Consider the following 24,227-nt stretch of genomic DNA (forward strand, 5'->3'; position numbering starts at 1 on the left):
GCTGAATCGGCCCACAGATTTACTGATTTCAGAACTCATCCAGTAGGAATACGACGTTTTACGTACCACCCGATCGGGCTTTTGCGCCGTAGCCAGGAGTATTTCCCGGAGGCGGCGCGCGACGCCCGTCCGGGCGGGTAGCCCGGCTAAGCGCAGCGCGAGCCGGGAACAACGCGTTTTTACATCGCCAGCACGTACTTGAGCATCACCCCGGCGGCAATCGCCGAGCCAATCACCCCCGCCACGTTCGGGCCCATCGCGTGCATCAGCAGGAAGTTCTGCGCATCCGACTCCAGACCCACTTTGTTCGACACCCTGGCCGCCATCGGCACCGCCGATACCCCGGCCGAGCCAATCAGCGGGTTGATTTTGTTCCGGCTGCACAGGTTCAGCAGCTTCGCCATCAGCACCCCCGCCGCCGTCCCCACGCAGAACGCAATCACCCCCAGCACCAGTATCCCCAGCGTCTGCGGCTGCAGGAACTTGTCCGCAACCAGCTTGGCCCCCACCGACAGCCCGAGGAAAATGGTCACGATATTTATCAGCCCGTTCTGCACCGTGTCGCTCAGGCGCTCCACCACCCCGCTCTCGCGCATCAGGTTGCCGAAGCAGAACATCCCCAGCAGCGGCGCCGCGTCCGGCAGCAGCAGCGCCACCAGCAGCAGCAGTACCGCCGGGAACAGAATCTTCTCCCGCTTACTCACCGTGCGCAGCTGCACCATGCGGATTTTCCGCTCCTTCTCGCTGGTCAGCGCCTTCATAATTGGCGGCTGGATTAACGGCACCAGCGCCATATACGAGTACGCCGCCACCGCGATGGCGCCGAGTAATTCCGGCGCCAGTTTCCCGGAGAGGTAAATCGCCGTCGGGCCGTCCGCGCCGCCGATGATGCCGATGGCCGCCGCCTGCGGCAGGGTGAAGCTGATAATCCCGAAGTAGTTCAGCGTCAGCGCCCCGAGCACCGTGGCGAAGATGCCGAACTGCGCCGCCGCCCCCAGCAGCAGGGTGCGCGGGTTGGCCAGCAGCGGGCCAAAGTCGGTCATCGCCCCGACGCCCATAAATATCACCAGCGGGGCGATGCCCGAGCCGATGGCGACCTTATAGAAGATGGCCAGTACCCCGGCGGAGTAGCCCATATCCACGGCGAGGTCCTCCATCTGTCCCTGCACCGACGGCAGCGCCAGGGCCAGTGCCTCTTTGATGGCATGAACGTCCGGCGTACAGTTAAGCTTCGCGGCAATCACCGCCAGCTGCCCGGCGTCGTGATGGGCCAGCAGGCTCTCCAGGGCGGTCAGCGCCAGCCCGGCCTCGGGAATATTCGACAGCAGCCCGCCGAAGCCAATCGGCAGCAGCAGCAGCGGCTCGAACTTCTTCGCGATGGCCAGCCACAGCAGCAGCAGGCTCACCAGCAGCATGACGGCCTGGCCGGCGCCGAGGTGCATCAGCCCCATGCCCTGAATCAGGGCGTTCAGACTTTCCATTTCCGTTCCTCTTCCTTACGCCAGGGCCAGCAGGGTGTCGCCCACCGCCACCGCGTCCCCGGATTTCACCGCGATACCGCGCACGGTCCCGGCCTGCGCGGCGCGGATTTCGGTTTCCATCTTCATGGCCTCCAGAATCAGCAGTACGTCGCCCTCGGCCACCGCCTGGCCCTCGCCGGCGATGACTTTCCAGATGGTGCCCGCCAGTGGCGCGGTTACCGGCGTACCGGTGCCTGCCGGGGCGGCAACCTGAGCCGGGGCGGAAGGCGCCGCCGGAGCGGCCGCCGTCAGCGGGCTGATATCGCCGCCGTCGCTGACCTTCACCACAAAGGCTTTCCCTTCCACTTCCACGGTGTAGACGCCGGAGGCGGCCGGTTTCTCCGCTTTTGCCACCGGCTGCGCGGTTTCCACCTTCGGTACTGGCTCAAAGGCCGCCGGGTTATGGCGGTTCTCAAGGAACTTCAGGCCGACCTGCGGGAATAGCGCCACGGTGAGCACGTCGTCGATGGCGTTCTCCGCAAGCGTGATGCCCTTCTCCTGCGCCTGGCGCTTCACGTCGGCTTCCAGCTCCGCCAGCTCCGGCTTCAGCAGGTCCGCCGGGCGGCAGGTGATGGCTTCGGCGCCGTCCAGCACGCGGGCCTGTAATGCCACATTGACCGGCACCGGGGTGTGGCCGTACTCGCCCTTCAGAATGCCGGCGGTCTCCTTCGCAATGGTTTTGTAGCGCTCCCCGGTGAGGACGTTAAGCACCGCCTGGGTGCCGACAATCTGCGAGGTGGGGGTGACCAGCGGGATAAAGCCGAGATCTTCGCGCACGCGGGGGATTTCCGCCAGCACCTCATCCAGACGGTGGGCGGCGTTCTGCTGCTTCAGCTGGCCTTCGAGGTTGGTGAGCATGCCGCCCGGCACCTGGGCCACAAGGATACGGCTGTCGGTGCCCTTCAGCTGGCCTTCGAAGGCGTGGTATTTTCTGCGCACCTCGCGGAAGTACGCCGCGATGCTCTCAAGCCTGAGGATATCCAGCCCGGTGTCATGTTCCGTTCCGGCCAGCGTTGCCACCAGCGCCTCGGTGGCCGGGTGGCCGTAGGTGGCGCTCATGGACGAGATGGCGGTATCGACGCCGTCGACGCCGGCCTCGATGGCCTTCAGCAGGGCCATCTCCGCCATCCCGGTGGTGGCATGAGCATGCAGGTGCAGCCTGACGTCGTAGCGCTTCTTGATTTCGCTCACCAGCTCAAAGGCCGCCATCGGGGTGAGAATGCCGGACATGTCCTTAATCGCGATGGAATCGACGCCGGTCTCCAGCAGCTGTTCGGTCAGGTCGAGCCAGGTCTGCAGGGTGTGGGCCGGACTGGTGGTGTAGGAGAGCGTGCCCTGGGCGTGCGCACCGTGGCTGCGCACCGCGTGCAGGGCGGCCTGCATATTGCGCGGGTCGTTCATGGCGTCGAAGACGCGGAACACGTCCATGCCGTTTTTGACGGCGCGCTCGACGAAGCGCTGCACCACGTCATCGGCGTAGTGGCGGTAGCCGAGCAGATTCTGGCCGCGGAGCAGCATCTGCAGCGGGGTCTTCGGCATGGCCTTTTTCAGTTCGCGCAGGCGGACCCAGGGGTCTTCGCCGAGAAAGCGGATGCAGGCGTCGAAGGTGGCGCCGCCCCAGCATTCGAGGGAGCCGTAGCCCACGTCGTCGAGCCGCGCGGCGACGGGGAGCATATCGTCGAGGCGCAGGCGGGTGGCAAAAAGGGACTGGTGGGCGTCGCGCAGGACGACATCGGTAATGGCAACGGTCATGGATTCCTCCGTGAATTAAGGGTTAAGGCGGCGATGGTGGTGAATAGCGGCGACAATTACCGGCTTTAAGCGGGCGAAGTCGTCAGCGGGCGCGGCGGCAGGTGTGGCCTTCAGCGCGGGAGCCGGTTCCGGGAAGAAGCGGTTGACGGCGGCGGACATGCCGCGGATGGCGAAAATCAGCAGAAACAGAAACGCCAGCACGAACCCCATGCCGAGGAACATCAGGGTGAAGCCTTCACCCAGCAGTACAGCTTCAGTCATTGAAAGACCCTAAAGTAAGGGCACGACGGCGTGTTTGAAGGCTAACCAAACGATACTTCCGGCTAAGGAGTAGGGTGGATTTCCCGAAGCCGCCCCCGGCTCTGGACCCTAAAGAGCACCGCTGTGGTTGACGCTCAAACATCGCCATCGTGCGTGTTGGTTACATCATCATGCCGAACACAATGCTGGCGATGACCAGCACAATACCGCCGCCCAGACGGGAGGAGATTTGCGCATAAGAGATAAGATTCATACGGTTACAGGCCGAGAGCACTTCCAGGTCGCCCGAGCCGCCGCGGTTGGCCATGCACAGACCGGCGGTGATCGCGGACTCAATCGGGAAGAAGCCAATCATCCAGCCGCCGACGGCCGCGCCGACGACCGCACCCACCACGATCACCGCCGCGATGATGACGTTCGCGAAGGTAATCGCGTCGATAATTTCCTGCAGGTCGGTGTAGCACACGCCGACGCCGACCATCAGTACCCACAGCAGCTGCTTAGAGAAGAAGTCAGACAGGCGTTTGGCCCCGGCTTTGATCTCCGGCGAGCAGAGGCCGGAAGCGTTCAGCGCCGCGACGATCAGCACCATCCAGGCGAAATAGTGGATAGAGACGCCGCCAATGCTTGGCAGAATTTTCTTGGCAATAACGTAGGCCAGCAGGAAACAGGTGGTGGCGAGCACCAGGCCGACGGCGGTTTCGCGATGGGTAATCTGGCCCGCTTTTTCATCATCTTCTACTTTGAAGGAGGCCTTGCGCACCAGCTCGCCTTCGCCGCTCAGCCAGGTGTGCTTTTTACCGATAATATCGAGCAGCGCGGCAAAGACGATGGCAAAGATGTTGGCGATGGTCAGGATAGCAATCGCGGTGGAGTAGTACTCTTCACGCGAACGGCCGGTGACGGAGTGATAAATTTCAGACAGCGGCACCGCGCCCGCGCCGTTGCCGCCGCCCATAATCGGCAGGACGTACAGCATCATGATGCGGTCGATGGAGATACCGAAGCACAGGCCAATGATAATCCCGAAGATGGATGCGCCGAGGATCCCCATTAAAATGGTCGGAATATAACCCAGCAGAGATTTCAGCAGCAGCTTACGGTTAACCGAGAGGATTGCGCCGGTAATCAATACTGCGATGAATAAGTTCAGGAAGTTACTTTTATCCATCACATTAGTGATTGCATCAATTTCTTTCTGGGTGAAAATGCCGGCGTAAACGAAATAGGCGGCCACGAGGAAGATCATCACCGGCGCGCCGCCAATATATTTATTGAAGATTGGCAGGCGTTTGCCAATTTCGCCAAAAATGGCGCCAATAATAAACATGATCGCGAAGCCACCAACAATGTCGGTCGGCAGGGCATTATAAAAGTGTGAAAGTAGTAAAGTGATTAACGCAAAGGCGTAAAGCGGTAGCGGCATGCCGAAGATTTTAAACCCCAGAATATCGCTAACCCCTTTTTTCTCCGCAGATGGAGCCTGGCTCATATTAGTCATATGACGTCACCCTGTTAAAAAAAAGGAATATACACATCATCCTTCAAGCTGCCTCTTTGTTGGCAGCCTTCACTCACCCCAGTCACTTACTATGCGTAAGCTCCTGGGGATTCATTCAGTTACCGCCTCGATGCAACTTGAATGATTTTGTGTATTAATGCTGTTAGAAAAAACAATAATAGGACGGCGGCATAATAATAAATATGTTCCCCGGCGATATGTGATTATCTTCACTGATTAGTCGTGTTTTTAATTAATTTAATTGTTTTTATTCTTCTGAATTAATTAACAACATAAAAACCATAAAGCCAATTAAGGTACGCGGAAAAATGTGATTGAAATAAAAGAACCGCTGCGGGAACGATGGCGAAATACAGCTCGTTTTGGTCAATGAAGCGCGAAAAAAATGAATCTGATAGTAAAACGCGTCGCGGTACAGCTCGACCCCCGGCGGCGAGAGGCCGTTGACCTCTTTCTTCATCAGCACCAGCTCTCGCTGGAGGCGGACTGCGAATGGGCGATTATCGTCGAGTACCAGCGGCGCATTGTCGGCTGCGGCGCCATTGCCGGATGCGTTCTGAAGTGTATTGCCGTCGACCCGTCGCTGCAGGGGGAAGGGCTCAGCCTGAAGCTGCTGACTGAACTGATGACCCTGGCGTATGAGCTGGGCCGCAGCGAACTATTTCTGTTCACTAAACCCTATAACGCGGCGCTCTTCTCCTGCGCCGGGTTCTGGCCTATCGCCCGCGCGGGGGATCAGGCCGTGTTAATGGAAAATAGCCGCGAACGTCTGGCCCGCTATTGCCGCCAGCTTACGATGTATCGTCAGCCCGGCGAAAAAATCGGCGCCATCGTGATGAACGCCAATCCCTTTACCCTGGGGCATCGTTGGCTGGTGGAACAGGCGGCTCAACGCTGCGACTGGCTGCATCTGTTCGTGGTGAAGGAAGATGCTTCGTTTTTCCGCTACCGCGATCGCGTGGCGCTGATTGAACAGGGGATCGCCGGGATCGCCAACGTGACCCTGCATCCGGGGTCGGCCTATCTTATCTCGCGCGCCACTTTTCCCGGCTACTTCCTTAAAGACAAAGGCGTGGTTGACGATTGCCACAGCCAGATCGATCTGCAGCTTTTCCGCGAACGTTTAGCCCCGGCGCTGGGCGTGACCCACCGCTTTGTCGGCAGCGAACCGCTGTGTGAATTAACCCGTCGCTACAACCAGCGTATGCGCCAGCTGCTGGAAGCGCCGGGCGACGCGCCGGCGATTCAGGTGGTTGAGCTGGCGCGGGTTGATAAAGAGGGCGCGCCCATTTCCGCTTCCCGGGTGCGCAGGCTGTATCAGCAGCGCCAGTGGTCGTCGATTGCGCCGCTGGTGCCGCCGGGAACCCTCTCTTTTCTGATGCATCTGGCGGAAAGCGAACACCAAACCGCCTGATTTACCTCCATAACTAAGGATCAGCCTCTATGGAAATGATGATTGACGCCCTGGCCGGCACGCTGGAATCCAGCGATGTGATGGTCAGGATCGGGCCTGCGAATGAGCCAGGTATTCAGCTTGAAATCGACAGCATTGTGAAGCAGCAGTTTGGCGCGGCGATTGAGCGGGTGGTCAGAGAGACGCTGACGCAGCTTGGGGTGAGCCGGGCGAACGTCGTCGTCGATGATAAAGGCGCGCTCGAATGCGTACTGAAGGCTCGGGTTCAGGCCGCGGCGCTGCGCGCGGCGCAACAATCTCAACCGCACTGGAGTCAGCTATGAAACCTCGTCGCAGTATGCTGTTTATCCCCGGCGCCAACGCCGCGATGTTAAGCACCTCATTTGTTTACGGCGCTGACGCGGTGATGTTCGATCTCGAAGATGCCGTCTCGCTCCGTGAAAAAGATACCGCCCGCCTGCTGGTGCATCATGCGCTACAGCATCCGCTCTACCGGGATGTGGAAACCGTGGTGCGCATTAACCCGCTCAGCACGCCGTTTGGTCTCGCCGACCTTGAGGCGGTGGTGCGCGCGGGCGTCGATATGGTGCGCCTGCCGAAAACCGATAGCAAAGAAGATATCCATGAGCTGGAAGCGCAGGTCGAGCGGATTGAGCGCGAATGCGGCCGGGAAGTGGGCAGCACGAAATTAATGGCGGCGATAGAGTCGGCGCTGGGCGTAGTGAACGCGGTTGAGATTGCTCGCGCCAGCCCGCGCCTGTCGGCCATCGCGCTGGCGGCCTTCGATTACGTTATGGATATGGGCACCAGCCGCGGCGACGGCACCGAACTGTTTTACGCCCGCTGCGCGGTGCTGCACGCGGCGCGCGTCGCCGGGATCGCGGCGTACGACGTGGTGTGGTCGGATATTAACAATGAAGAGGGTTTCCTCGCGGAAGCGAATCTGGCGAAGAATCTTGGCTTTAACGGTAAATCGCTGGTCAACCCGCGCCAGATTGAGCTGCTGCACCAGGTTTATGCCCCCACGCTGAAAGAAGTTGAACATGCGCGGGAGGTGATCGCGGCGGCGGAAGAGGCGGAAGCGCGCGGTCTGGGCGTGGTATCGCTGAACGGCAAGATGATAGATGGACCGATTATCGATCATGCGCGCAAAGTCGTGGCGCTGTCGGCTTCCGGCATTCGTGATTAAGGAGTAAATAATGAAAGAGACCGTAGCAATGCTTAATCAGCAGTACGTGATGCCGGAAGGATTAGCGCCCTATGCGGGCGTGACGGCGCAGAGCCCGTGGCTGGCCAGCGAAAGCGAAAAGCGGCAGCGTAAAATCTGCGTCTCGCTGGAGGAGGCGATTCGCCGTTCCGGGCTGCAAAACGGCATGACCATCTCTTTTCACCACGCCTTCCGCGGCGGCGACAAGGTGGTCAATATGGTGGTGGCGAAGCTGGCTGAAATGGGGTTTCGCGATCTGACGCTGGCTTCAAGCTCGCTTATCGATGCCCACTGGCCGCTGATTGAGCATATTAAGAATGGCGTGATCCGGCAGATTTATACCTCAGGTCTGCGCGGTAAGCTGGGCGAAGCGATCTCCGCTGGCCTGATGGAAAACCCGGTACAAATCCACTCTCACGGCGGCCGGGCGCATTTAGTGCAAACCGGTGAGCTACGCATTGATGTGGCGTTCCTCGGCGTGCCGTGCTGCGATGAGTATGGCAACGCCAACGGCTTTAGCGGTAAATCCCGCTGCGGATCGCTGGGCTACGCCAGAGTGGATGCCGAGGCCGCCGGATGCGTGGTGCTGCTCACCGAAGAGTGGGTGGATTATCCAAACTATCCGGCCAGTATCGCCCAGGATCGGGTGGATCTGATCGTGCGGGTCGACGAGGTCGGCGATCCGGCGAAAATCACCGCCGGGGCGATCCGTTTGACCAGCAACCCGCGCGAGCTGCTGATCGCCCGCCAGGCGGCGAAGGTGATCGAACATTCTGGCTATTTCAAAGACGGTTTCTCTTTGCAGACGGGGACCGGCGGCGCATCGCTGGCGGTGACCCGTTTCCTCGAAGATAAGATGCGTCGTAACAACATTACCGCCAGCTTTGGTCTGGGCGGGATCACCGGCACGATGGTCGATCTGCACGAAAAGGGGCTGATCAAAGCGCTGCTGGATACCCAGTCTTTTGACGGCGATGCCGCGCGTTCGCTGGCCAATAACCCTAACCATATTGAAATTTCCGCTAATCAGTACGCCAATCCCGGCTCGAAAGGCGTCTCCTGCGAACGCCTGAACGTGGTGATGCTGAGCGCGCTGGAGATCGATACTGGATTCAATGTTAACGTGATGACCGGCTCCAACGGCGTGCTGCGCGGCGCGTCCGGCGGCCACAGCGATACGGCGGCGGGCGCGGATTTAACCATTATCACCGCGCCGCTGGTGCGTGGGCGCATCCCGTGCGTGGTGGAGAAGGTGCTGACTCGCGTGACGCCGGGTGCCAGCGTGGATGTGCTGGTCACCGATCACGGTATCGCCGTCAACCCGGCGCGTCAGGACCTGATTGATAACCTGCGTAACGCGGGTATCCCGCTGCTGACCATTGAAGAACTGCAGCAGCGCGCCGAACTGTTGACCGGCAAGCCTGACCCGATCGCCTTCACCGATCGGGTGGTGGCCGTGGTGCGCTATCGCGACGGTTCAGTGATTGATGTCATTCATCAGGTTAAAAGCGCCGGTTAAACGCGCTGAGGAGAAAGGCATGAGCGAAGTGATGATAAGCCAGCGTCGCCCGTTGAGCCGTCACGTGGTGACGGCGGAGGAGATGGTTTCTCGCGTGGAACGGGCGCTGTTGACCGAAGTCCGCCTGACGCCGAAACCGGGCCTGGTGGATATTCGTAACGCCGGCGCGCATCGGGATATGGATCTGGCCTCCTTTGAGGCCAGCACGGCAGCTGTCGCGCCATGGATGGAGAAGTTTTTCATTATGGGCCACGACACGGCCAATATCACGCCGGAACAGGTATTGACGATGCTGCGTCCGGTGGGCATGGCGTGCGAGACGGATATGCTGGAGGCTACCGGCGGGGTGAATACCCATCGCGGCGCGATCTTCGCTTTTGGCCTGCTCAGCGCGGCGGCGGGAAGGCTGGTGGCCAGAGGGGAGCCGGTTGAACAGCACCGGGTTTGCGATCAGGTGGCCCGCTTCTGCCGCGGCCTGGTCGGGCGCGAGCTCTCCTCTCCTGAAGGAATGAAGGTCAGTAAAGGCGAAGGGCATTTCCTGCGCTACGGGCTCTCCGGCGCCAGAGGCGAAGCGGAAAGCGGCTTTCGCACCGTGCGCACCCAGGCGATGCCGGTCTTCAATCGCGTTATGGCGGACACCGGCGATACCAATCTGGCGTTACTGCAGACTCTGCTGCACCTGATGGCCTGGAATGACGATACCAATCTGGTGTCGCGCGGCGGGCTGGAAGGGCTCAATTTTGTTCAGCAGCAGGCGCAAAAGCTGCTGTGGGAAGGCGGGGTGCTGACCGACGGCGGGCTGGACGCGCTGCGCCGGCTGGATGATGAGCTGATTATTCGCCACCTTAGCCCGGGCGGTAGCGCCGACCTGCTGGCGGTCACCTGGTTCCTGTCCGGTTTCCCTGCCGGCGAGCTATTCCTCCACTAATCGCTGCTTTTCTGTCGCCGTATTCCCCGGATTGGCCATACAGGGCCAGGCCGGGGTTGCGGACTGCGCGCGCTCCTCGCTTCTCACTACTCCACGGCAAATTCCCGGCACAATCTTATAGTTTTTACTGATATCGGCGGCAGTTTGTCATAAATTTCTAATTATCGGTGTTTTTGAGTAGCGGCCCATCGATGAGCTGGTTACTCTGAAAACAATTTACGTAGTGTTAACAAAAGAGAATAGCTATGCATGATGCACAAATCCGCGTGGCCATCGCGGGCGCGGGCGGCCGGATGGGACGCCAGTTAATTCAGGCGGTACAGCAGATGGACGGCGCGGCGCTTGGCGCGGCGCTGGAGCGCGAAGGTTCCTCGCTGCTCGGCAGCGATGCGGGCGAACTGGCGGGCGCGGGCAGGTCAGGGGTGGTGGTGCAAAGCAGCCTTGAGGCGGTAAAAGACGATTTTGACGTTTTCATCGATTTTACCCGCCCGGAAGGCACGCTTGCCCATCTTGCGTTTTGTCGTCAACACGGCAAAGGCATGGTTATCGGCACCACCGGGTTTGACGACGCCGGGAAGCAGGCGATTCGCGACGCTTCGCAGGAGATCGCCATCGTGTTTGCCGCCAACTTCAGCGTCGGCGTCAACGTGATGCTTAAGCTGCTGGAAAAAGCGGCGAAGGTGATGGGCGACTATACCGATATTGAGATTATTGAAGCGCATCATCGTCACAAAGTGGATGCGCCATCGGGTACGGCGCTGGCGATGGGCGAGGCGATTGCCGGAGCCCTGGATAAAGATCTGAAAGCGTGTGCGGTCTACAGTCGCGAAGGCTATACCGGCGAACGCGTTTCCGGCACCATCGGCTTTGCGACCGTGCGCGCCGGGGATATCGTCGGCGAACATACGGCGATGTTTGCGGATATCGGCGAACGTATTGAAATCAGCCATAAGGCTTCCAGCCGGATGACTTTTGCAAATGGTGCCGTTCGTTCTGCATTATGGCTAAAAGGCAAGAAAAACGGTCTTTTTGATATGCATGATGTGCTTGAATTGAATTCTTTATAACGATTATTACCCATCGTGATGTGGTTATTGCTTTCAATAAGTAATTGATTGCAAGGGGCAATATTTTATTGCCCTTTTTTATTTTTGCTGTTTAACCTATTTTTTATCGCCAAGCCTGAAAAACACTATCTTATCCGCCTTATTTTTGTTGTTTTATTGTAAATTTTGACCATCTGGTCTACTTTTTCAATCCCTGTCCGGTGATTTTACAAACATCCTCCTCCGCAAGCGTTTTCCCGGGTGAGTTAGGTGATCTTTTTGCCCGTTAAGGCAGGTATTACTGAATAGTGGCCTGAAACAAGATTAAAAATATCCGCTTTAAGTTGACTTTTACCCGCCATCTCTCCAGAATGCCGCCGTTTGCCAAAATTCTGCGGGCAACAGATTTGCATTGATTCAGATCTACATTATGAATTAATATGCAAATAAAGTGAGTGGATATTCTCTGGAGGGTGTTTTGATTAAGTCAGCGCTATTGGTTCTGGAAGACGGAACCCAGTTTCACGGTCGGGCCATTGGGGCTACCGGCACGGCGGTTGGGGAAGTCGTTTTCAATACTTCAATGACCGGTTATCAAGAAATCCTCACTGATCCTTCCTATTCCCGCCAAATCGTCACTCTAACCTATCCCCATATCGGCAACGTCGGCATCAATGCCGCCGATGAAGAGTCTTCTCAGGTACATGCGCAGGGTCTGGTCATTCGCGATCTGCCGCTGATTGCCAGCAACTTCCGCAATACCGAAGACCTCTCTTCTTATCTGAAGCGCCACAATATCGTGGCGATTGCCGATATCGATACCCGTAAGCTGACCCGCCTGCTGCGCGAAAAAGGCGCGCAGAACGGCTGCATCATCGCCGGCGATAGCCCGGATGCACAGCTGGCGCTGGAAAAAGCGAAAGCGTTCCCGGGCCTCAACGGTATGGATCTGGCGAAGGAAGTAACCACCGCAGAAACCTACAGCTGGACGCAGGGGAGCTGGACGCTGGCGGGCGACCTGCCGGAAGCCAAAGCGGAAAGCGAGCTGCCGTTCCACGTGGTGGCCTACGATTTCGGCGCCAAGCGCAATATCCTGCGCATGCTGGTCGATCGCGGCTGCCGCCTGACGGTGGTTCCGGCAAAGACCTCCGCCGAAGAGGTGCTGAAGATGAATCCGGACGGTATTTTCCTGTCCAACGGCCCTGGCGACCCGGCGCCTTGTGATTACGCTATCGACGCGATTGAGAAGTTCCTGGAGACCGATATTCCGGTATTCGGCATCTGCCTCGGCCATCAACTGCTGGCGCTGGCGAGCGGCGCGAAGACCGTGAAGATGAAGTTCGGCCACCACGGCGGCAACCATCCGGTAAAAGATATGGATAACAACGTGGTGATGATCACCGCGCAGAACCACGGTTTTGCGGTGGATGAAGCGTCTATGCCCGCTAACCTGCGCGTGACCCACAAGTCGCTGTTCGACGGCACCCTGCAGGGCATTCACCGTACCGACAAACCGGCGTTCAGCTTCCAGGGGCATCCGGAAGCGAGCCCTGGCCCGCACGATGCCGCACCGCTGTTCGACCATTTTATCGAATTAATTGAGCAGTACCGTCAGTCCGCGAAATAATCAGGAGTTAAGAGAGCCATGCCAAAACGTACAGATATAAAAAGCATCCTGATTCTGGGCGCGGGCCCGATTGTTATCGGTCAGGCGTGTGAGTTTGACTACTCCGGCGCCCAGGCGTGTAAAGCGCTGCGCGAAGAGGGTTACCGCGTCATCCTGGTGAACTCTAACCCGGCTACCATCATGACCGACCCGGAAATGGCCGATGCCACCTACATCGAGCCGATTCACTGGGAAGTGGTGCGCAAGATTATTGAGAAAGAGCGTCCGGATGCGGTTCTGCCGACCATGGGCGGCCAGACGGCGCTGAACTGCGCGCTGGAGCTGGAGCGTCAGGGCGTGCTTGAAGAATTCGGCGTGACCATGATTGGCGCGACCGCCGATGCGATTGATAAAGCCGAAGACCGCCGCCGTTTCGACGTGGCGATGAAGAAAATCGGCCTCGACACCGCGCGTTCCGGTATCGCGCATACTATGGAAGAAGCGCTGGCGGTTGCCGCTGACGTTGGCTTCCCATGCATCATCCGTCCCTCCTTTACCATGGGCGGCACCGGCGGCGGTATCGCCTATAACCGCGAAGAGTTCGAAGAGATTTGCGAGCGCGGGCTGGATCTCTCCCCAACCAATGAACTGCTGATTGATGAATCGCTGATTGGCTGGAAAGAGTACGAGATGGAAGTGGTGCGTGATAAAAACGACAACTGTATCATCGTCTGCTCTATCGAAAACTTTGACGCCATGGGCATCCATACCGGTGACTCCATCACCGTTGCGCCGGCGCAGACCCTGACCGATAAAGAATACCAAATCATGCGTAACGCCTCGATGGCGGTACTGCGTGAAATCGGCGTAGAAACCGGCGGCTCCAACGTTCAGTTCTCGGTGAACCCGAAAGATGGTCGCCTGATCGTTATCGAAATGAACCCGCGCGTCTCCCGCTCCTCGGCGCTGGCCTCGAAAGCCACCGGCTTCCCGATCGCTAAAGTGGCGGCGAAGCTGGCGGTTGGTTACACCCTTGATGAGCTGATGAACGATATCACCGGCGGCCGCACCCCGGCGTCGTTTGAGCCGTCCATCGACTACGTCGTGACTAAAATCCCGCGCTTCAACTTCGAAAAATTCGTCGGCGCCAACGACCGCCTGACCACCCAGATGAAATCTGTCGGTGAAGTGATGGCGATTGGCCGCACGCAGCAGGAATCCCTGCAAAAAGCGCTGCGCGGCCTGGAAGTGGGCGCGACCGGTTTCGACCCAAAAGTGAGCCTCGATGACCCGGAAGCGCTAACCAAAATTCGCCTCGAGCTGAAAGATGCTGGCGCTGAGCGTATCTGGTACATCGCCGATGCCTTCCGCGCGGGCCTCTCCGTCGACGGCGTTTTCAACCTGACCAATATCGACCGCTGGTTCCTGGTGCAGATTGAAGAGCTGGTGCGTCTGGAAGAGAAAGTGGCTGAAGTCGGTATTACCGGCCTCGACGCCGACTTCCTGCGTCAGCTTAAGCGCAAAGGCTTTGCCGATGCGCGTCTGGCGAAGCTGGCTGGCGTGCGCGAAGCGGAAATCCGCAAGCTGCGCGACCAGTATGACCTGCACCCGGTCTACAAGCGCGTGGATACCTGCGCGGCGGAATTCGCTACCGACACCGCCTACATGTACTCCACTTATGAAGACGAGTGCGAAGCCAACCCGTCCGTTGACCGCGATAAAATTATGGTGCTCGGCGGCGGCCCGAACCGTATTGGTCAGGGTATCGAGTTTGACTACTGCTGCGTACACGCCTCCCTGGCGCTGCGCGAAGACGGCTACGAGACCATTATGGTCAACTGTAACCCGGAAACCGTCTCCACCGACTACGACACCTCCGACCGTCTCTACTTCGAACCGGTGACGCTGGAAGACGTGCTGGAAATCGTGCGTATCGAGAAGCCTAAAGGCGTTATCGTGCAGTACGGCGGCCAGACGCCGCTGAAGCTGGCGCGCGCGCTGGAAGCGGCTGGCGTGCCGGTTATCGGCACCAGTCCGGATGCTATCGACCGTGCGGAAGACCGCGAGCGCTTCCAGCACGCGGTTGACCGCCTGAAGCTGAAGCAGCCGGCGAACGCCACCGTGACCGCGATCGAAATGGCGGTCGAAAAGGCGAAAGAGATTGGCTACCCGCTGGTGGTGCGTCCGTCCTACGTTCTCGGCGGCCGCGCGATGGAAATCGTCTACGACGAAATCGACCTGCGTCGCTACTTCCAGACCGCCGTCAGCGTCTCTAACGATGCGCCGGTGCTGCTGGACCGCTTCCTTGACGATGCGGTTGAAGTCGACGTCGATGCGATCTGCGACGGCGAAATGGTGCTGATTGGCGGCATCATGGAGCATATCGAGCAGGCGGGCGTGCACTCCGGCGACTCCGCGTGTTCGCTGCCGGCCTACACCCTGAGCCAGGAAATTCAGGACGTGATGCGCGAGCAGGTGCAGAAGCTGGCCTTTGAGCTGCAGGTGCGCGGCCTGATGAACGTGCAGTTTGCGGTCAAAAACAACGAAGTCTACCTGATTGAAGTCAACCCGCGCGCGGCGCGTACCGTGCCGTTCGTCTCGAAAGCCACCGGCGTACCGCTGGCAAAAGTCGCGGCGCGCGTGATGGCGGGCAAAACGCTGGCTCAGCAGGGCGTCACGAAAGAGATCATCCCACCGTACTATTCGGTGAAAGAGGTGGTGCTGCCGTTTAACAAATTCCCGGGCGTCGACCCGCTGTTAGGGCCAGAAATGCGCTCTACCGGTGAAGTCATGGGCGTAGGCCGCACCTTCGCGGAAGCGTTCGCCAAGGCGCAGCTGGGCAGCAACTCGACGATGAAGAAACAGGGACGCGCGCTGCTCTCCGTTCGCGAAGGCGACAAAGAGCGCGTGGTGGATCTGGCGGCAAAACTGCTGAAGTTTGGTTTCGAGCTGGATGCGACCCACGGTACCGCGATTGTGCTGGGCGAAGCCGGCATCAACCCGCGTCTGGTGAACAAGGTGCATGAAGGCCGTCCGCACATTCAGGACCGCATCAAGAATGGTGAATACACCTACATCATCAACACCACCGCGGGCCGCCAGGCGATTGAAGACTCCAAGCTGATTCGCCGCAGCGCCCTGCAGTACAAAGTGCACTACGACACCACGCTGAACGGCGGTTTCGCGACCGCAATGGCGCTGAATGCCAACGCGATGGAAAAAGTGACCTCGGTGCAGGAAATGCACGCGCAGATTAAAAAGTAATATTATCTGCCAGTAAAAGCGCCTCCGGTGGCCAACGCCGGAGGCGCTTTTTTTTGCGTGACGATAAGCCTGGGCGGAATAAAGTGACGCTTCCCGCGGCGCTGAACGTCGAACAAAAACAGGGGATCGGCGTTAACAGGTCACTTCGGAGAGTTCTGGTTTTCTCTCTCCGGACAGTCAGCTAGCCTAAAGTGGTTAGGGTGATAATTAATTTGACTGAATAATGGGAGAGAAACACGATGCAATATAAACCCCTCACTGCTGCTGTTTTCGCCGCTGCCGCGCTTTTTACCGTTGCTGGCTGCTCATCCAATCAGTCGCTAAAAACGACCGACGGCAAAACCATTGTGACCGATGGCAAGCCGCAGGTGGACGATGATACCGGGCTTGTGTCCTACAAAAATGCCGAGACTGGCCGCACCGAGCAGATCAATCGCGATCAGGTTAAATCGATGGATGAACTGGATAACTAAGCGTTCTCCACGGCCCCGTGCGGCGGGGTCATATCTGGCCTTACCTTTGCGCACATCTGGCAGCCCCTCATCCTGAATGAGATTTAAATCACACTTATCACTGTAAGCGGTTCGATTAACTGTCTACACTCTTGCTGATTACAACAAGAGCTAACGCAGGCTAATCAATGATCCTCATAATTTATGCGCACCCTTATCCGCAGCACTCGCATGCGAATAAGCGGATGCTTGAGCAGGCAGGGACGCTTGACGGCGTCGAGATACGCTCTCTCTATCAACTTTACCCCGATTTCAATATCGATATCGCTGCCGAGCAGGCGGCGCTGGCCCGTGCCGATCTCGTCATCTGGCAGCATCCTATGCAGTGGTACAGCGTGCCGCCGCTGCTCAAGCTGTGGATGGACAAAGTGCTGGCGCACGGTTGGGCATACGGGCACAACGGTATCGCGCTGCGCGGTAAATCGCTGATGTGGGCGGTGACCACCGGCGGCGGCGAAAGCCACTTTGATATTGGTTCCTTCCCCGGTTTCGACGTCCTGGCGCAGCCGCTGCAGGCGACCGCGCTGTATTGCGGCATGAAATGGCTGCCGCCGTTCGCGATGCATTGCACTTTTATCTGCGATGACGAAACCCTTCAGGCGCAGGCGCGCCACTACCGTCAACGTTTAATCGAATGGCAGGAGGCGCACAATAATGGATAGCCATACGCTGATACAGGCGCTCATCTATTTAGGATCCGCCGCGCTGATCGTGCCGATTGCCGTACGCCTTGGGCTGGGGTCGGTGCTCGGCTACTTAATTGCCGGCTGTATTATTGGCCCGTGGGGGCTGCGGCTGGTCACCGACGCCGAGTCGATTTTGCACTTTGCGGAAATCGGCGTGGTGCTGATGCTTTTCGTTATCGGTCTTGAGCTGGATCCACAGCGGCTGTGGAAACTGCGCGCCTCGGTGTTCGGCGGAGGGGCGCTGCAGATGGTCGTCTGCGGCGTGCTGATTGGCCTGTTCTGCATGTCGCTGGGTCTGCGCTGGCAGGTTGCCGAGCTGATTGGCATGACCCTGGCGCTCTCCTCAACGGCGATCGCTATGCAGGCGATGAACGAACGTAACCTGACGGTTACCCAGCTGGGCCGCAGCGCCTTTGCGGTGCTGCTGTTCCAGGATATCGCGGCCATTCCTCTGGTGGCGATGATCCCGCTGCTGGCGGCGAGCGGCGGCTCGACGACGCTGGGCGCGTTTGCGCTCTCGGCCCTGAAAGTGGCGGGCGCGCTGGCACTGGTGGTGGCGCTCGGACGCTATTTGACCCGGCCGATGCTGCGTTTTGTCGCGCGCTCCGGCCTGCGTGAAGTCTTCAGCGCCGTGGCGCTGTTCCTGGTATTTGGCTTCGGGCTGCTGCTGGAAGAGGTCGGGCTGTCGATGGCGATGGGGGCCTTCCTCGCCGGCGTGCTGCTGGCGAGCTCGGAGTACCGCCACGCCCTGGAGAGCGATATTGAACCGTTTAAGGGCCTGCTGCTGGGGCTGTTTTTTATCGGCGTCGGGATGTCTATCGACTTCGGTACCCTGGTGACTCATCCGCTGCGGATCCTGATTCTGCTGGTGGGATTCCTGGTGATCAAATCCCTGATGCTGTGGCTGATCGCCCGGCCGTTAGGCGTTCCGCGCGCTCAGCGCCGCTGGTTTGCGGTGCTGCTGGGGCAGGGGAGCGAATTCGCCTTTGTGGTCTTCGGCGCGGCGCAGATGGCCGATGTCCTGGACGGCGAATGGGCGAAGGCGCTGACCCTCGCGGTGGCGCTATCAATGGCGGCCACGCCAATCCTGCTGGTGCTGCTGACCCGCATGGAGAAATCCGCCAGCGGCCAGGAGCGCGAAGCCGATGAAATTGACGAAGAGCAGCCGCGGGTGATTATCGCCGGCTTTGGTCGTTACGGGCAGATCGCCGGCCGCGTACTGCTCTCCAGTGGGGTGAAGATGGTGATTCTCGATCACGATCCTGACCACGTCGACACCCTGCGTAAATTTGATATGAAGGTGTTCTACGGCGATGCGACGCGGGTGGACCTGCTGGAGTCGGCGGGGGCGGAAAAGGCGGAAGTGCTGATTAACGCCATCGACGATCCGCAGACGAACCTGCAGCTGGCGGAGCTGGCAAAAGAGCATTTCCCGCATCTGCAGATCATCTCCCGCGCCCGCGATGTCGATCATTACATCAAGCTGCGCCAGGCCGGGGTCGAAGCGCCGGAGCGTGAAACCTTCGAAGCGGCGCTGAAGTCCGGACGCATGACGCTGGAGGCGCTGGGCCTCGGCGCCTACGAGGCCCGCGAACGGGCCGATCTGTTCCGCCGTTTCAATCTGCAAATGGTGGAAGAGATGGTGGCGATGGCGGAAAATGACGCGGCTTCCCGGGTGGCGGTATTCAAGCGCACCAGCGATATGCTGACCGGCATTATCAACGAAGACCGCAATCATTTATCTCTGGTTCAGCGTCACGGCTGGCAAGGAACGGAAGAGGGACGGCATACCGGTGACATCGCCGATGAGCCGCAAAATAAGCCCTCGGCATAAGGGATAATTTAGGGTGTTACGTTAGCTTTACAAGTAACATTTTGTTTTCGATTTAAATCCTGCCTGGCGGCTCACGGGGCTTACGTGGGCTCGCCAGCAAATCTTAAAATTTTCTGATTCTTTACTCTTCGCCCAGTCGACGAAGTATTACGCTTTCCGTATAGTGGCGACAATTTTTTGCATTCGGGAATTATTCAATGATCAGTCTGATTGCGGCGTTAGCGGTAGATCGCGTCATTGGTATGGAAAACGCCATGCCATGGAATCTGCCTGCCGATCTCGCCTGGTTTAAGCGCAATACCTTAAACAAACCGGTAGTGATGGGACGTCTTACCTGGGAATCCATCGGTCGTCCGTTACCGGGGCGTAAAAATATCGTGATTAGCAGCCAGCCCGGCACCGACGATCGCGTGCAGTGGGTCAAATCGGTCGATGAAGCCATTGCCGCCTGCGGCGACGTGGAAGAGATGATGGTGATCGGCGGCGGACGCGTGTACGAGCAGTTCCTGCCGAAAGCGCACAAGCTCTATCTGACCCATATTGATGCGGAAGTGGAAGGGGATACCCACTTCCCGGATTACGATCCGGATGAGTGGGAGTCGGTATTCAGCGAGTTCCACGATGCGGATGCGCAGAATTCCCATAGCTACTGCTTCGAGATTCTGGAGCGCCGCTAAGGTTTTCCCCGGTGACGTTCGCTCACCGGGGTGACTCTCTTCAGGAGGCGATCGCCTCGCCTTCATCAAGATTGGTCTGCCGGTTCGATCGCTGCGTGAAGTATGTTTTATCTTCCCAGCGCAGGCAGGTCAGATCGCCGCCCCAGCAGCAGCCGGTATCCAGCGCGTAAATCCCTTCCGGCGTGCCTTTCCCTTCCAGCGAAGCCCAATGACCGAAGGCAATGCTGTACTCGCTGGCCACCGGCCCGGGAATAGCAAACCACGGCTTGAGCGGTGCGGGCGCGTTTTCCGGCGCCTCCTTGGCGTACATATCCAGCTGCCCGTTCGGGAAGCAATAGCGCATGCGGGTAAAGGCGTTGGAGATAAAGCGCAGCCGTGCCAGGCCGCTGAGTTCGTTGCTCCAGTTGTTCGGCATATCGCCGTACATCGCATCGAGGAAGAACGGATACGAGTCGCTGGCGAGCACGGCTTCCACATCGCGGGCGCACTGTTTGGCGGTTTCCAGATCCCACTGCGGGGTGATCCCGGCATGGGCCATGACCAGCTTTTTCTCTTCATCGATTTGCATCATCGGCTGACGACGCAGCCAGTTGAGCAGATCGTCGGCGTCCGGCGCTTCGAGCAGCGATTTCAGCCGATCTTTGGGTTTATTGCGGCTAATGCCCGCAAAGACCGCCAGCAGGTGCAGGTCATGATTGCCCAGAACGAGGCGTACGCTATCGCCAAGCTGTTTCACGAAACGCAGTACTTCGAGCGAACCGGGACCGCGCGCGACCAGGTCGCCCGTGAGCCACAGCGTATCAGTCCCAGGGTTAAACTCCACCTGCTCTAATAATGCGATCAGTTCATCGTAGCAACCGTGAACGTCGCCAATAAGGTATGTAGACATGTTTTAATGGATGAGAGTGGGTACTGCGAGACGGAAAACAGGGATTTCGATGGTGAACGGCGCGCCGTTCACATCGATCATCGCATAATGTCCCTGCATGGTGCCCAGCGGCGTTTCAATGACCGCGCCGCTGGTATATTGATATTCGCCGCCGGCCGGAATATGCGGCTGCTCGCCGACCACGCCTTCACCCTGGACTTCGGTCTCACGACCGTGGCCGTTGGTGATAAGCCAGTAGCGGCCAAGAAGCTGAACCTGCGTCCGCCCCAGATTGCGAATGGTCACGGTATAAGCGAAGACGTAGCGCTCTTCTTGCGGGGAAGATTGCGATTCGATGTAGACGCTTTGCACCTGTACACAAACTCGGGGCGAATTAATCATGGTTAGCTCTCCTTGGTGGGCGCGTTCTCAGATAACCAGTTAGCTAGCTGACAGTACTGCGCTACGGAAATATTCTCTGCGCGCTTCGCCGGATCGATGCCCAGTTCGGTCAGAACCTCAACGCTGAACAGGTTGCCGAGACTGTTGCGGATCGTTTTCCGACGCTGGTTAAAGGCTTCCGTCGTGATACGGCTCAGTACGCGCACTTCTTTCACCGGATGCGGCAGCGTGCGGTAAGGCACCAGACGCACCACGGCGGAATCGACTTTAGGCGGCGGCGTAAAGGCGCTCGGCGGAACTTCAAGCACCGGAATGATCTGGCAGTAGTACTGCGCCATTACGCTTAACCGACCATACGCCTTACTGTTCGGCCCGGCAACCAGGCGATTGACGACCTCTTTTTGCAGCATAAAGTGCATATCGGCAATGGCATCAGTATAGCTGAACAGATGGAACATCAGCGGGGTCGAGATGTTGTACGGCAGGTTGCCGAATACGCGCAGCGGCTGGCCCATGCTCTGCGACAGCTCGCCGAAGTTCATGGTCATCGCGTCCTGCTGATAAATCGTCAGCTTAGGTCCGAGGAACGGATGCGTCTGCAGACGAGCGGCCAGGTCGCGGTCCAGCTCGATAACGGTGAGCTGGTCGAGGCGTTCACCGACCGGTTCGGTCAGCGCGGCGAGGCCGGGGCCGATTTCAACAATCGCCTGGCCTTTTTGTGGATTGATGGCCGAGACAATGCTGTCGATCACAAACTGATCGTTGAGAAAGTTTTGCCCGAAGCGTTTACGGGCTAAGTGGCCCTGATGGACTCGATTATTCATTGAGTATTAACAATCATTTTAATGGCGAGATTAAGCGCCGTGATAAAACTGCCGACTTCCGCTTTCCCCTGGCCCGCAAGTTCAAGGGCGGTGCCGTGGTCAACGGAAGTGCGAATAAATGGTAAACCGAGCGTAATGTTCACGCCGCGGCCAAAGCCCTGGTATTTTAGCACGGGCAGGCCCTGATCGTGATACATCGCAAGTACCGCATCGGCATGGTCGAGATATTTCGGCTGAAACAGGGTATCCGCCGGCAGCGGGCCGCTGAGATTCATGCCCTTCGCGCGCATCTCTTCGAGCACCGGAATGATGGTATCGATCTCTTCCGTCCCCATATGGCCGTCTTCACCCGCGTGCGGGTTCAGGCCGCAAACCAGCACGTGCGGGTTGCTGATACCAAATTTGGTGCGCAGATCGTGATCCAGGATAGTGATGATTTCCCGCAGTAGCTCAGGGGTAATCGCATCGCTTATCGCTTTTAGCGGCAGGTGAGTGGTCACCAGCGCCACGCGCAGCGCTTCGGTCGCCAGCATCATCACCACTTTACTGGCCTGCGAGCGCTCTTCAAAGAACTCGGTATGACCGGTAAAGGCGATCCCCGCATCGTTAATAATGCCCTTGTGCACCGGCCCGGTAATCAGCGCGGCGAATTCGCCGTTCAGGCAGCCATCGCAGGCGCGGGCCAGCGTTTCCACCACGTAGCTACCGTTGCTGACGTTGAGCACGCCCGGTTCAACCGGCGCGTTGAGCGCGACGGGGAGAAGGGTCAGGGTGCCTGCACGCTGCGGCGTAGCGGGAGCGGTGGGGTGGTAAGGCAGAAGCGATAAAGGAAGACCGAGCAGGTTCGCCCGGTCAGACAGCAGAGCGCCATCGGCGCAGATCACCAGCTCTACCGGCCAGTCGCGCTGCGCAAGCTGCACAACGAGGTCGGGGCCAATCCCGGCGGGTTCACCGGGAGTGATAACAACTCGATTCATACACGTCATCCTTCAGGCGGTCTCTTACTGGCTGCGCTTCGTCGCCCCCGTCAGAGACCGGGGCGATTTGCTCAGCCGCCTCGATACACCCTGAGCGATGTTGTGTATGAGGCTAATGCAATTAGTTGCTCAGAACCTTCACGTAGGCGCTGGCGCGCTGTTCCTGCATCCAGGTCGCCGCTTCCTCAGAGAACTTACGGTTCATCAGCATGCGGTAAGCGCGATCTTTCTGCGCGGCGTCGGTTCTGTCGACGTTGCGGGTATCCAGCAGCTCAATCAGGTGCCAGCCGAAGGAGGAGTGAACCGGAGCGCTGGTCTGGCCTTTATTGAGGCGCAGAATGGCGTCGCGGAAGGCCGGATCGAAGATATCCGGCGTCGCCCAGCCTAAATCACCGCCCTGGTTGGCAGAGCCCGGATCTTCAGAGAACTCTTTTGCCGCTTTGGCAAAGGTGGTTTTTCCACTCTTAATATCAGCCGCGATCTGCTCCAGCTTCGCGCGAGCCTGATCGTCGTTCATGATCGGCGACGGTTTCAGCAGGATATGGCGAGCGTGAACTTCGGTCACGGAGATGTTCTGGCTGCCGCCGCGCATATCGTTAATTTTCAGGATATGGAAGCCCACGCCGGAACGTATCGGGCCGACGATATCGCCTTTTTTCGCGGTGCTCAGCGCCTGGGCGAAGATGCCCGGCAGTTCCTGAATCCGGCCCCAGCCCATCTGGCCGCCTTTCAGCGCCTGCTGGTCCGCAGAGTAGGTGATAGCCAGTTTGCCAAAGTCCGCGCCGCTGCGCGCCTGCTGAACCACTGAATTCGCCTGATCCTGAGCCTCTGCCACCTGCTCGGACGTTGGGTTTTCCGGCAGCGGGATCAGAATGTGGCTGAGATTCAGCTCGGTGCTGGCGTCGTTCTGATCGCCGATCTGTTTGGCCAGGGTTTCAACTTCCTGCGGCAGAACGGTGATGCGACGACGGACTTCGTTGTTACGTACTTCCGAAATCAGCATCTCTTTACGAATCTGATTACGGTAGGTGCTGTAGTTGATACCGTCATAGGCCAGACGGCTGCGCATCTGATCCATGGTCATGTTGTTTTGTTTGGCGATGTTGGCGATGGCCTGGTCGAGCTGATCGTCAGAGATCTTCACGCCCATTTTCTGGCCCATCTGCAGGACAATCTGGTCCATGATCAGACGCTCAAGGATCTGATGACGCAGGGTGGCGTCATCCGGCAGCTGCTGCCCGGCCTGGCCGGCGTTCAGTTTTACCGATTGCATCAAGCCATCGACGTCGCTTTCAAGAACAACGCCATTATTGACGACAGCCGCTACTTTATCGACAACCTGTGGGGCAGCGAAACTGGTATTCGCGATCATGGCGATACCGAGAAGCAGCGTTTTCCAGTTCTTCAT

General features: G+C 58.6%; 21 protein-coding genes. 12 read left to right on the forward strand and 9 right to left on the reverse strand.

The window, feature by feature from the left end; translation table 11 throughout:
* Positions 1-179 precede the first annotated feature (179 nt).
* The 4 genes from HMPREF1144_RS26255 to citS all read right to left on the reverse strand — a co-directional run bounded on the left by HMPREF1144_RS26255 (position 180) and on the right by citS (position 5,034).
* Complete coding sequence (locus HMPREF1144_RS26255) at positions 180-1,481, reverse strand: oxaloacetate decarboxylase subunit beta (protein ID WP_004098502.1); 1,302 nt, start codon at positions 1,479-1,481, stop codon at positions 180-182.
* A 15-nt stretch (positions 1,482-1,496) separates the two neighbouring features.
* Complete coding sequence (oadA, locus tag HMPREF1144_RS26260) at positions 1,497-3,272, reverse strand: sodium-extruding oxaloacetate decarboxylase subunit alpha (protein ID WP_009654584.1); 1,776 nt, start codon at positions 3,270-3,272, stop codon at positions 1,497-1,499.
* Between the two features lie 15 nt (positions 3,273-3,287).
* The gene (locus HMPREF1144_RS26265; RefSeq protein ID WP_009654541.1) at positions 3,288-3,533 is read right to left on the reverse strand and encodes an oxaloacetate decarboxylase subunit gamma; all 246 of its coding nucleotides are present in this window, start codon (positions 3,531-3,533) and stop codon (positions 3,288-3,290) included.
* 160 nt (positions 3,534-3,693) lie between these two features.
* A complete protein-coding gene (gene citS / locus HMPREF1144_RS26270) occupies positions 3,694-5,034 on the reverse strand; it encodes a citrate/sodium symporter CitS (RefSeq protein WP_004098511.1) in 1,341 nt (446 codons plus the stop codon).
* A gap of 406 nt (positions 5,035-5,440) precedes the next feature.
* Between citS and citC the strand changes: the two genes are divergently transcribed.
* The 12 genes from citC (at position 5,441) to folA (ending at position 19,748) form a co-directional block, all read left to right on the forward strand.
* Complete coding sequence (gene citC / locus HMPREF1144_RS26275) at positions 5,441-6,469, forward strand: [citrate (pro-3S)-lyase] ligase (RefSeq protein WP_009654581.1); 1,029 nt, start codon at positions 5,441-5,443, stop codon at positions 6,467-6,469.
* A gap of 29 nt (positions 6,470-6,498) precedes the next feature.
* The gene (gene citD / locus HMPREF1144_RS26280; RefSeq protein ID WP_004098513.1) at positions 6,499-6,792 is read left to right on the forward strand and encodes a citrate lyase acyl carrier protein; all 294 of its coding nucleotides are present in this window, start codon (positions 6,499-6,501) and stop codon (positions 6,790-6,792) included.
* Entirely contained in the window at positions 6,789-7,658 is an 870-nt protein-coding gene (gene citE, locus HMPREF1144_RS26285) for a citrate (pro-3S)-lyase subunit beta (RefSeq protein WP_009654556.1), read from the forward strand. Before citD ends, citE begins: the two co-directional genes overlap by 4 nt.
* Positions 7,659-7,668: 10 nt before the next feature.
* Positions 7,669-9,195 (forward strand): citrate lyase subunit alpha, encoded by a 1,527-nt coding sequence (gene citF, locus HMPREF1144_RS26290; RefSeq protein WP_009654627.1) that lies wholly within the window; start codon positions 7,669-7,671, stop codon positions 9,193-9,195.
* 82 nt (positions 9,196-9,277) lie between these two features.
* The gene (citG, locus tag HMPREF1144_RS26295; protein WP_370430604.1) at positions 9,278-10,123 is read left to right on the forward strand and encodes a triphosphoribosyl-dephospho-CoA synthase CitG; all 846 of its coding nucleotides are present in this window, start codon (positions 9,278-9,280) and stop codon (positions 10,121-10,123) included.
* A 245-nt stretch (positions 10,124-10,368) separates the two neighbouring features.
* On the forward strand, positions 10,369-11,190 hold the full coding sequence (gene dapB / locus HMPREF1144_RS26300; RefSeq protein ID WP_009654637.1) for a 4-hydroxy-tetrahydrodipicolinate reductase: 822 nt from the start codon (positions 10,369-10,371) through the stop codon (positions 11,188-11,190).
* Positions 11,191-11,647: 457 nt separating this feature from the next.
* Positions 11,648-12,796, forward strand: a complete 1,149-nt coding sequence (gene carA, locus HMPREF1144_RS26305) for a glutamine-hydrolyzing carbamoyl-phosphate synthase small subunit (protein WP_009654614.1) — start codon at positions 11,648-11,650, stop codon at positions 12,794-12,796.
* Positions 12,797-12,814: 18 nt separating this feature from the next.
* A complete protein-coding gene (gene carB / locus HMPREF1144_RS26310) occupies positions 12,815-16,039 on the forward strand; it encodes a carbamoyl-phosphate synthase large subunit (protein WP_009654549.1) in 3,225 nt (1,074 codons plus the stop codon).
* Between the two features lie 239 nt (positions 16,040-16,278).
* Positions 16,279-16,512, forward strand: coding sequence for a YgdI/YgdR family lipoprotein (locus HMPREF1144_RS26315; RefSeq protein WP_004098521.1), 234 nt, complete (start codon positions 16,279-16,281; stop codon positions 16,510-16,512).
* Positions 16,513-16,679: 167 nt separating this feature from the next.
* Positions 16,680-17,213 carry a glutathione-regulated potassium-efflux system oxidoreductase KefF gene (gene kefF, locus HMPREF1144_RS26320; protein ID WP_004098522.1) on the forward strand — a complete coding sequence of 178 codons (534 nt, stop codon included), beginning with the start codon at positions 16,680-16,682 and terminating at the stop codon, positions 17,211-17,213.
* Positions 17,206-19,071, forward strand: a complete 1,866-nt coding sequence (gene kefC, locus HMPREF1144_RS26325; protein ID WP_009654567.1) for a glutathione-regulated potassium-efflux system protein KefC — start codon at positions 17,206-17,208, stop codon at positions 19,069-19,071. The genes kefF and kefC overlap by 8 nt, the downstream gene beginning before the upstream one ends.
* 197 nt (positions 19,072-19,268) lie before the next feature.
* Complete coding sequence (gene folA / locus HMPREF1144_RS26330; protein WP_004098524.1) at positions 19,269-19,748, forward strand: type 3 dihydrofolate reductase; 480 nt, start codon at positions 19,269-19,271, stop codon at positions 19,746-19,748.
* A gap of 40 nt (positions 19,749-19,788) precedes the next feature.
* On the opposite strand, the gene apaH is transcribed toward folA, so the two are convergent.
* From apaH to surA, 5 genes are all read right to left on the reverse strand, one after another.
* Positions 19,789-20,637, reverse strand: coding sequence for a bis(5'-nucleosyl)-tetraphosphatase (symmetrical) ApaH (apaH, locus tag HMPREF1144_RS26335; RefSeq protein WP_004098525.1), 849 nt, complete (start codon positions 20,635-20,637; stop codon positions 19,789-19,791).
* Positions 20,638-20,640: 3 nt separating this feature from the next.
* Positions 20,641-21,018 carry a Co2+/Mg2+ efflux protein ApaG gene (apaG, locus tag HMPREF1144_RS26340; RefSeq protein WP_004098526.1) on the reverse strand — a complete coding sequence of 126 codons (378 nt, stop codon included), beginning with the start codon at positions 21,016-21,018 and terminating at the stop codon, positions 20,641-20,643.
* 2 nt (positions 21,019-21,020) lie between these two features.
* Positions 21,021-21,842, reverse strand: coding sequence for a 16S rRNA (adenine(1518)-N(6)/adenine(1519)-N(6))-dimethyltransferase RsmA (gene rsmA, locus HMPREF1144_RS26345; RefSeq protein WP_004098527.1), 822 nt, complete (start codon positions 21,840-21,842; stop codon positions 21,021-21,023).
* On the reverse strand, positions 21,839-22,819 hold the full coding sequence (pdxA, locus tag HMPREF1144_RS26350; RefSeq protein WP_009654633.1) for a 4-hydroxythreonine-4-phosphate dehydrogenase PdxA: 981 nt from the start codon (positions 22,817-22,819) through the stop codon (positions 21,839-21,841). Before pdxA ends, rsmA begins: the two co-directional genes overlap by 4 nt.
* A 121-nt stretch (positions 22,820-22,940) precedes the next feature.
* Positions 22,941-24,227: a peptidylprolyl isomerase SurA gene (gene surA / locus HMPREF1144_RS26355; protein ID WP_004098530.1), complete on the reverse strand. Its 1,287-nt coding sequence runs from the start codon at positions 24,225-24,227 to the stop codon at positions 22,941-22,943.

It is taken from the genome of Klebsiella sp. OBRC7 (assembly GCF_000293135.1).
GTDB lineage: Bacteria > Pseudomonadota > Gammaproteobacteria > Enterobacterales > Enterobacteriaceae > Klebsiella > Klebsiella michiganensis.

What these genes read in the sequence shown, in the direction of transcription:
- folA (WP_004098524.1), top strand. Translation starts at nt 19,269, where the DNA reads ATGATCAGTCTGATTGCGGCGTTAGCGGTAGATCGCGTCATTGGTATG.
- citC (WP_009654581.1), top strand. Translation starts at nt 5,441, where the DNA reads ATGAATCTGATAGTAAAACGCGTCGCGGTACAGCTCGACCCCCGGCGG.
- surA (WP_004098530.1), bottom strand. Translation starts at nt 24,227, where the DNA reads ATGAAGAACTGGAAAACGCTGCTTCTCGGTATCGCCATGATCGCGAAT.
- citE (WP_009654556.1), top strand. Translation starts at nt 6,789, where the DNA reads ATGAAACCTCGTCGCAGTATGCTGTTTATCCCCGGCGCCAACGCCGCG.
- HMPREF1144_RS26315 (WP_004098521.1), top strand. Translation starts at nt 16,279, where the DNA reads ATGCAATATAAACCCCTCACTGCTGCTGTTTTCGCCGCTGCCGCGCTT.
- kefF (WP_004098522.1), top strand. Translation starts at nt 16,680, where the DNA reads ATGATCCTCATAATTTATGCGCACCCTTATCCGCAGCACTCGCATGCG.
- apaH (WP_004098525.1), bottom strand. Translation starts at nt 20,637, where the DNA reads ATGTCTACATACCTTATTGGCGACGTTCACGGTTGCTACGATGAACTG.
- dapB (WP_009654637.1), top strand. Translation starts at nt 10,369, where the DNA reads ATGCATGATGCACAAATCCGCGTGGCCATCGCGGGCGCGGGCGGCCGG.
- citG (WP_370430604.1), top strand. Translation starts at nt 9,278, where the DNA reads ATGGTTTCTCGCGTGGAACGGGCGCTGTTGACCGAAGTCCGCCTGACG.
- carB (WP_009654549.1), top strand. Translation starts at nt 12,815, where the DNA reads ATGCCAAAACGTACAGATATAAAAAGCATCCTGATTCTGGGCGCGGGC.
- oadA (WP_009654584.1), bottom strand. Translation starts at nt 3,272, where the DNA reads ATGACCGTTGCCATTACCGATGTCGTCCTGCGCGACGCCCACCAGTCC.
- apaG (WP_004098526.1), bottom strand. Translation starts at nt 21,018, where the DNA reads ATGATTAATTCGCCCCGAGTTTGTGTACAGGTGCAAAGCGTCTACATC.
- rsmA (WP_004098527.1), bottom strand. Translation starts at nt 21,842, where the DNA reads ATGAATAATCGAGTCCATCAGGGCCACTTAGCCCGTAAACGCTTCGGG.
- HMPREF1144_RS26265 (WP_009654541.1), bottom strand. Translation starts at nt 3,533, where the DNA reads ATGACTGAAGCTGTACTGCTGGGTGAAGGCTTCACCCTGATGTTCCTC.
- pdxA (WP_009654633.1), bottom strand. Translation starts at nt 22,819, where the DNA reads ATGAATCGAGTTGTTATCACTCCCGGTGAACCCGCCGGGATTGGCCCC.
- HMPREF1144_RS26255 (WP_004098502.1), bottom strand. Translation starts at nt 1,481, where the DNA reads ATGGAAAGTCTGAACGCCCTGATTCAGGGCATGGGGCTGATGCACCTC.
- citF (WP_009654627.1), top strand. Translation starts at nt 7,669, where the DNA reads ATGAAAGAGACCGTAGCAATGCTTAATCAGCAGTACGTGATGCCGGAA.
- kefC (WP_009654567.1), top strand. Translation starts at nt 17,206, where the DNA reads ATGGATAGCCATACGCTGATACAGGCGCTCATCTATTTAGGATCCGCC.
- citD (WP_004098513.1), top strand. Translation starts at nt 6,499, where the DNA reads ATGGAAATGATGATTGACGCCCTGGCCGGCACGCTGGAATCCAGCGAT.
- citS (WP_004098511.1), bottom strand. Translation starts at nt 5,034, where the DNA reads ATGACTAATATGAGCCAGGCTCCATCTGCGGAGAAAAAAGGGGTTAGC.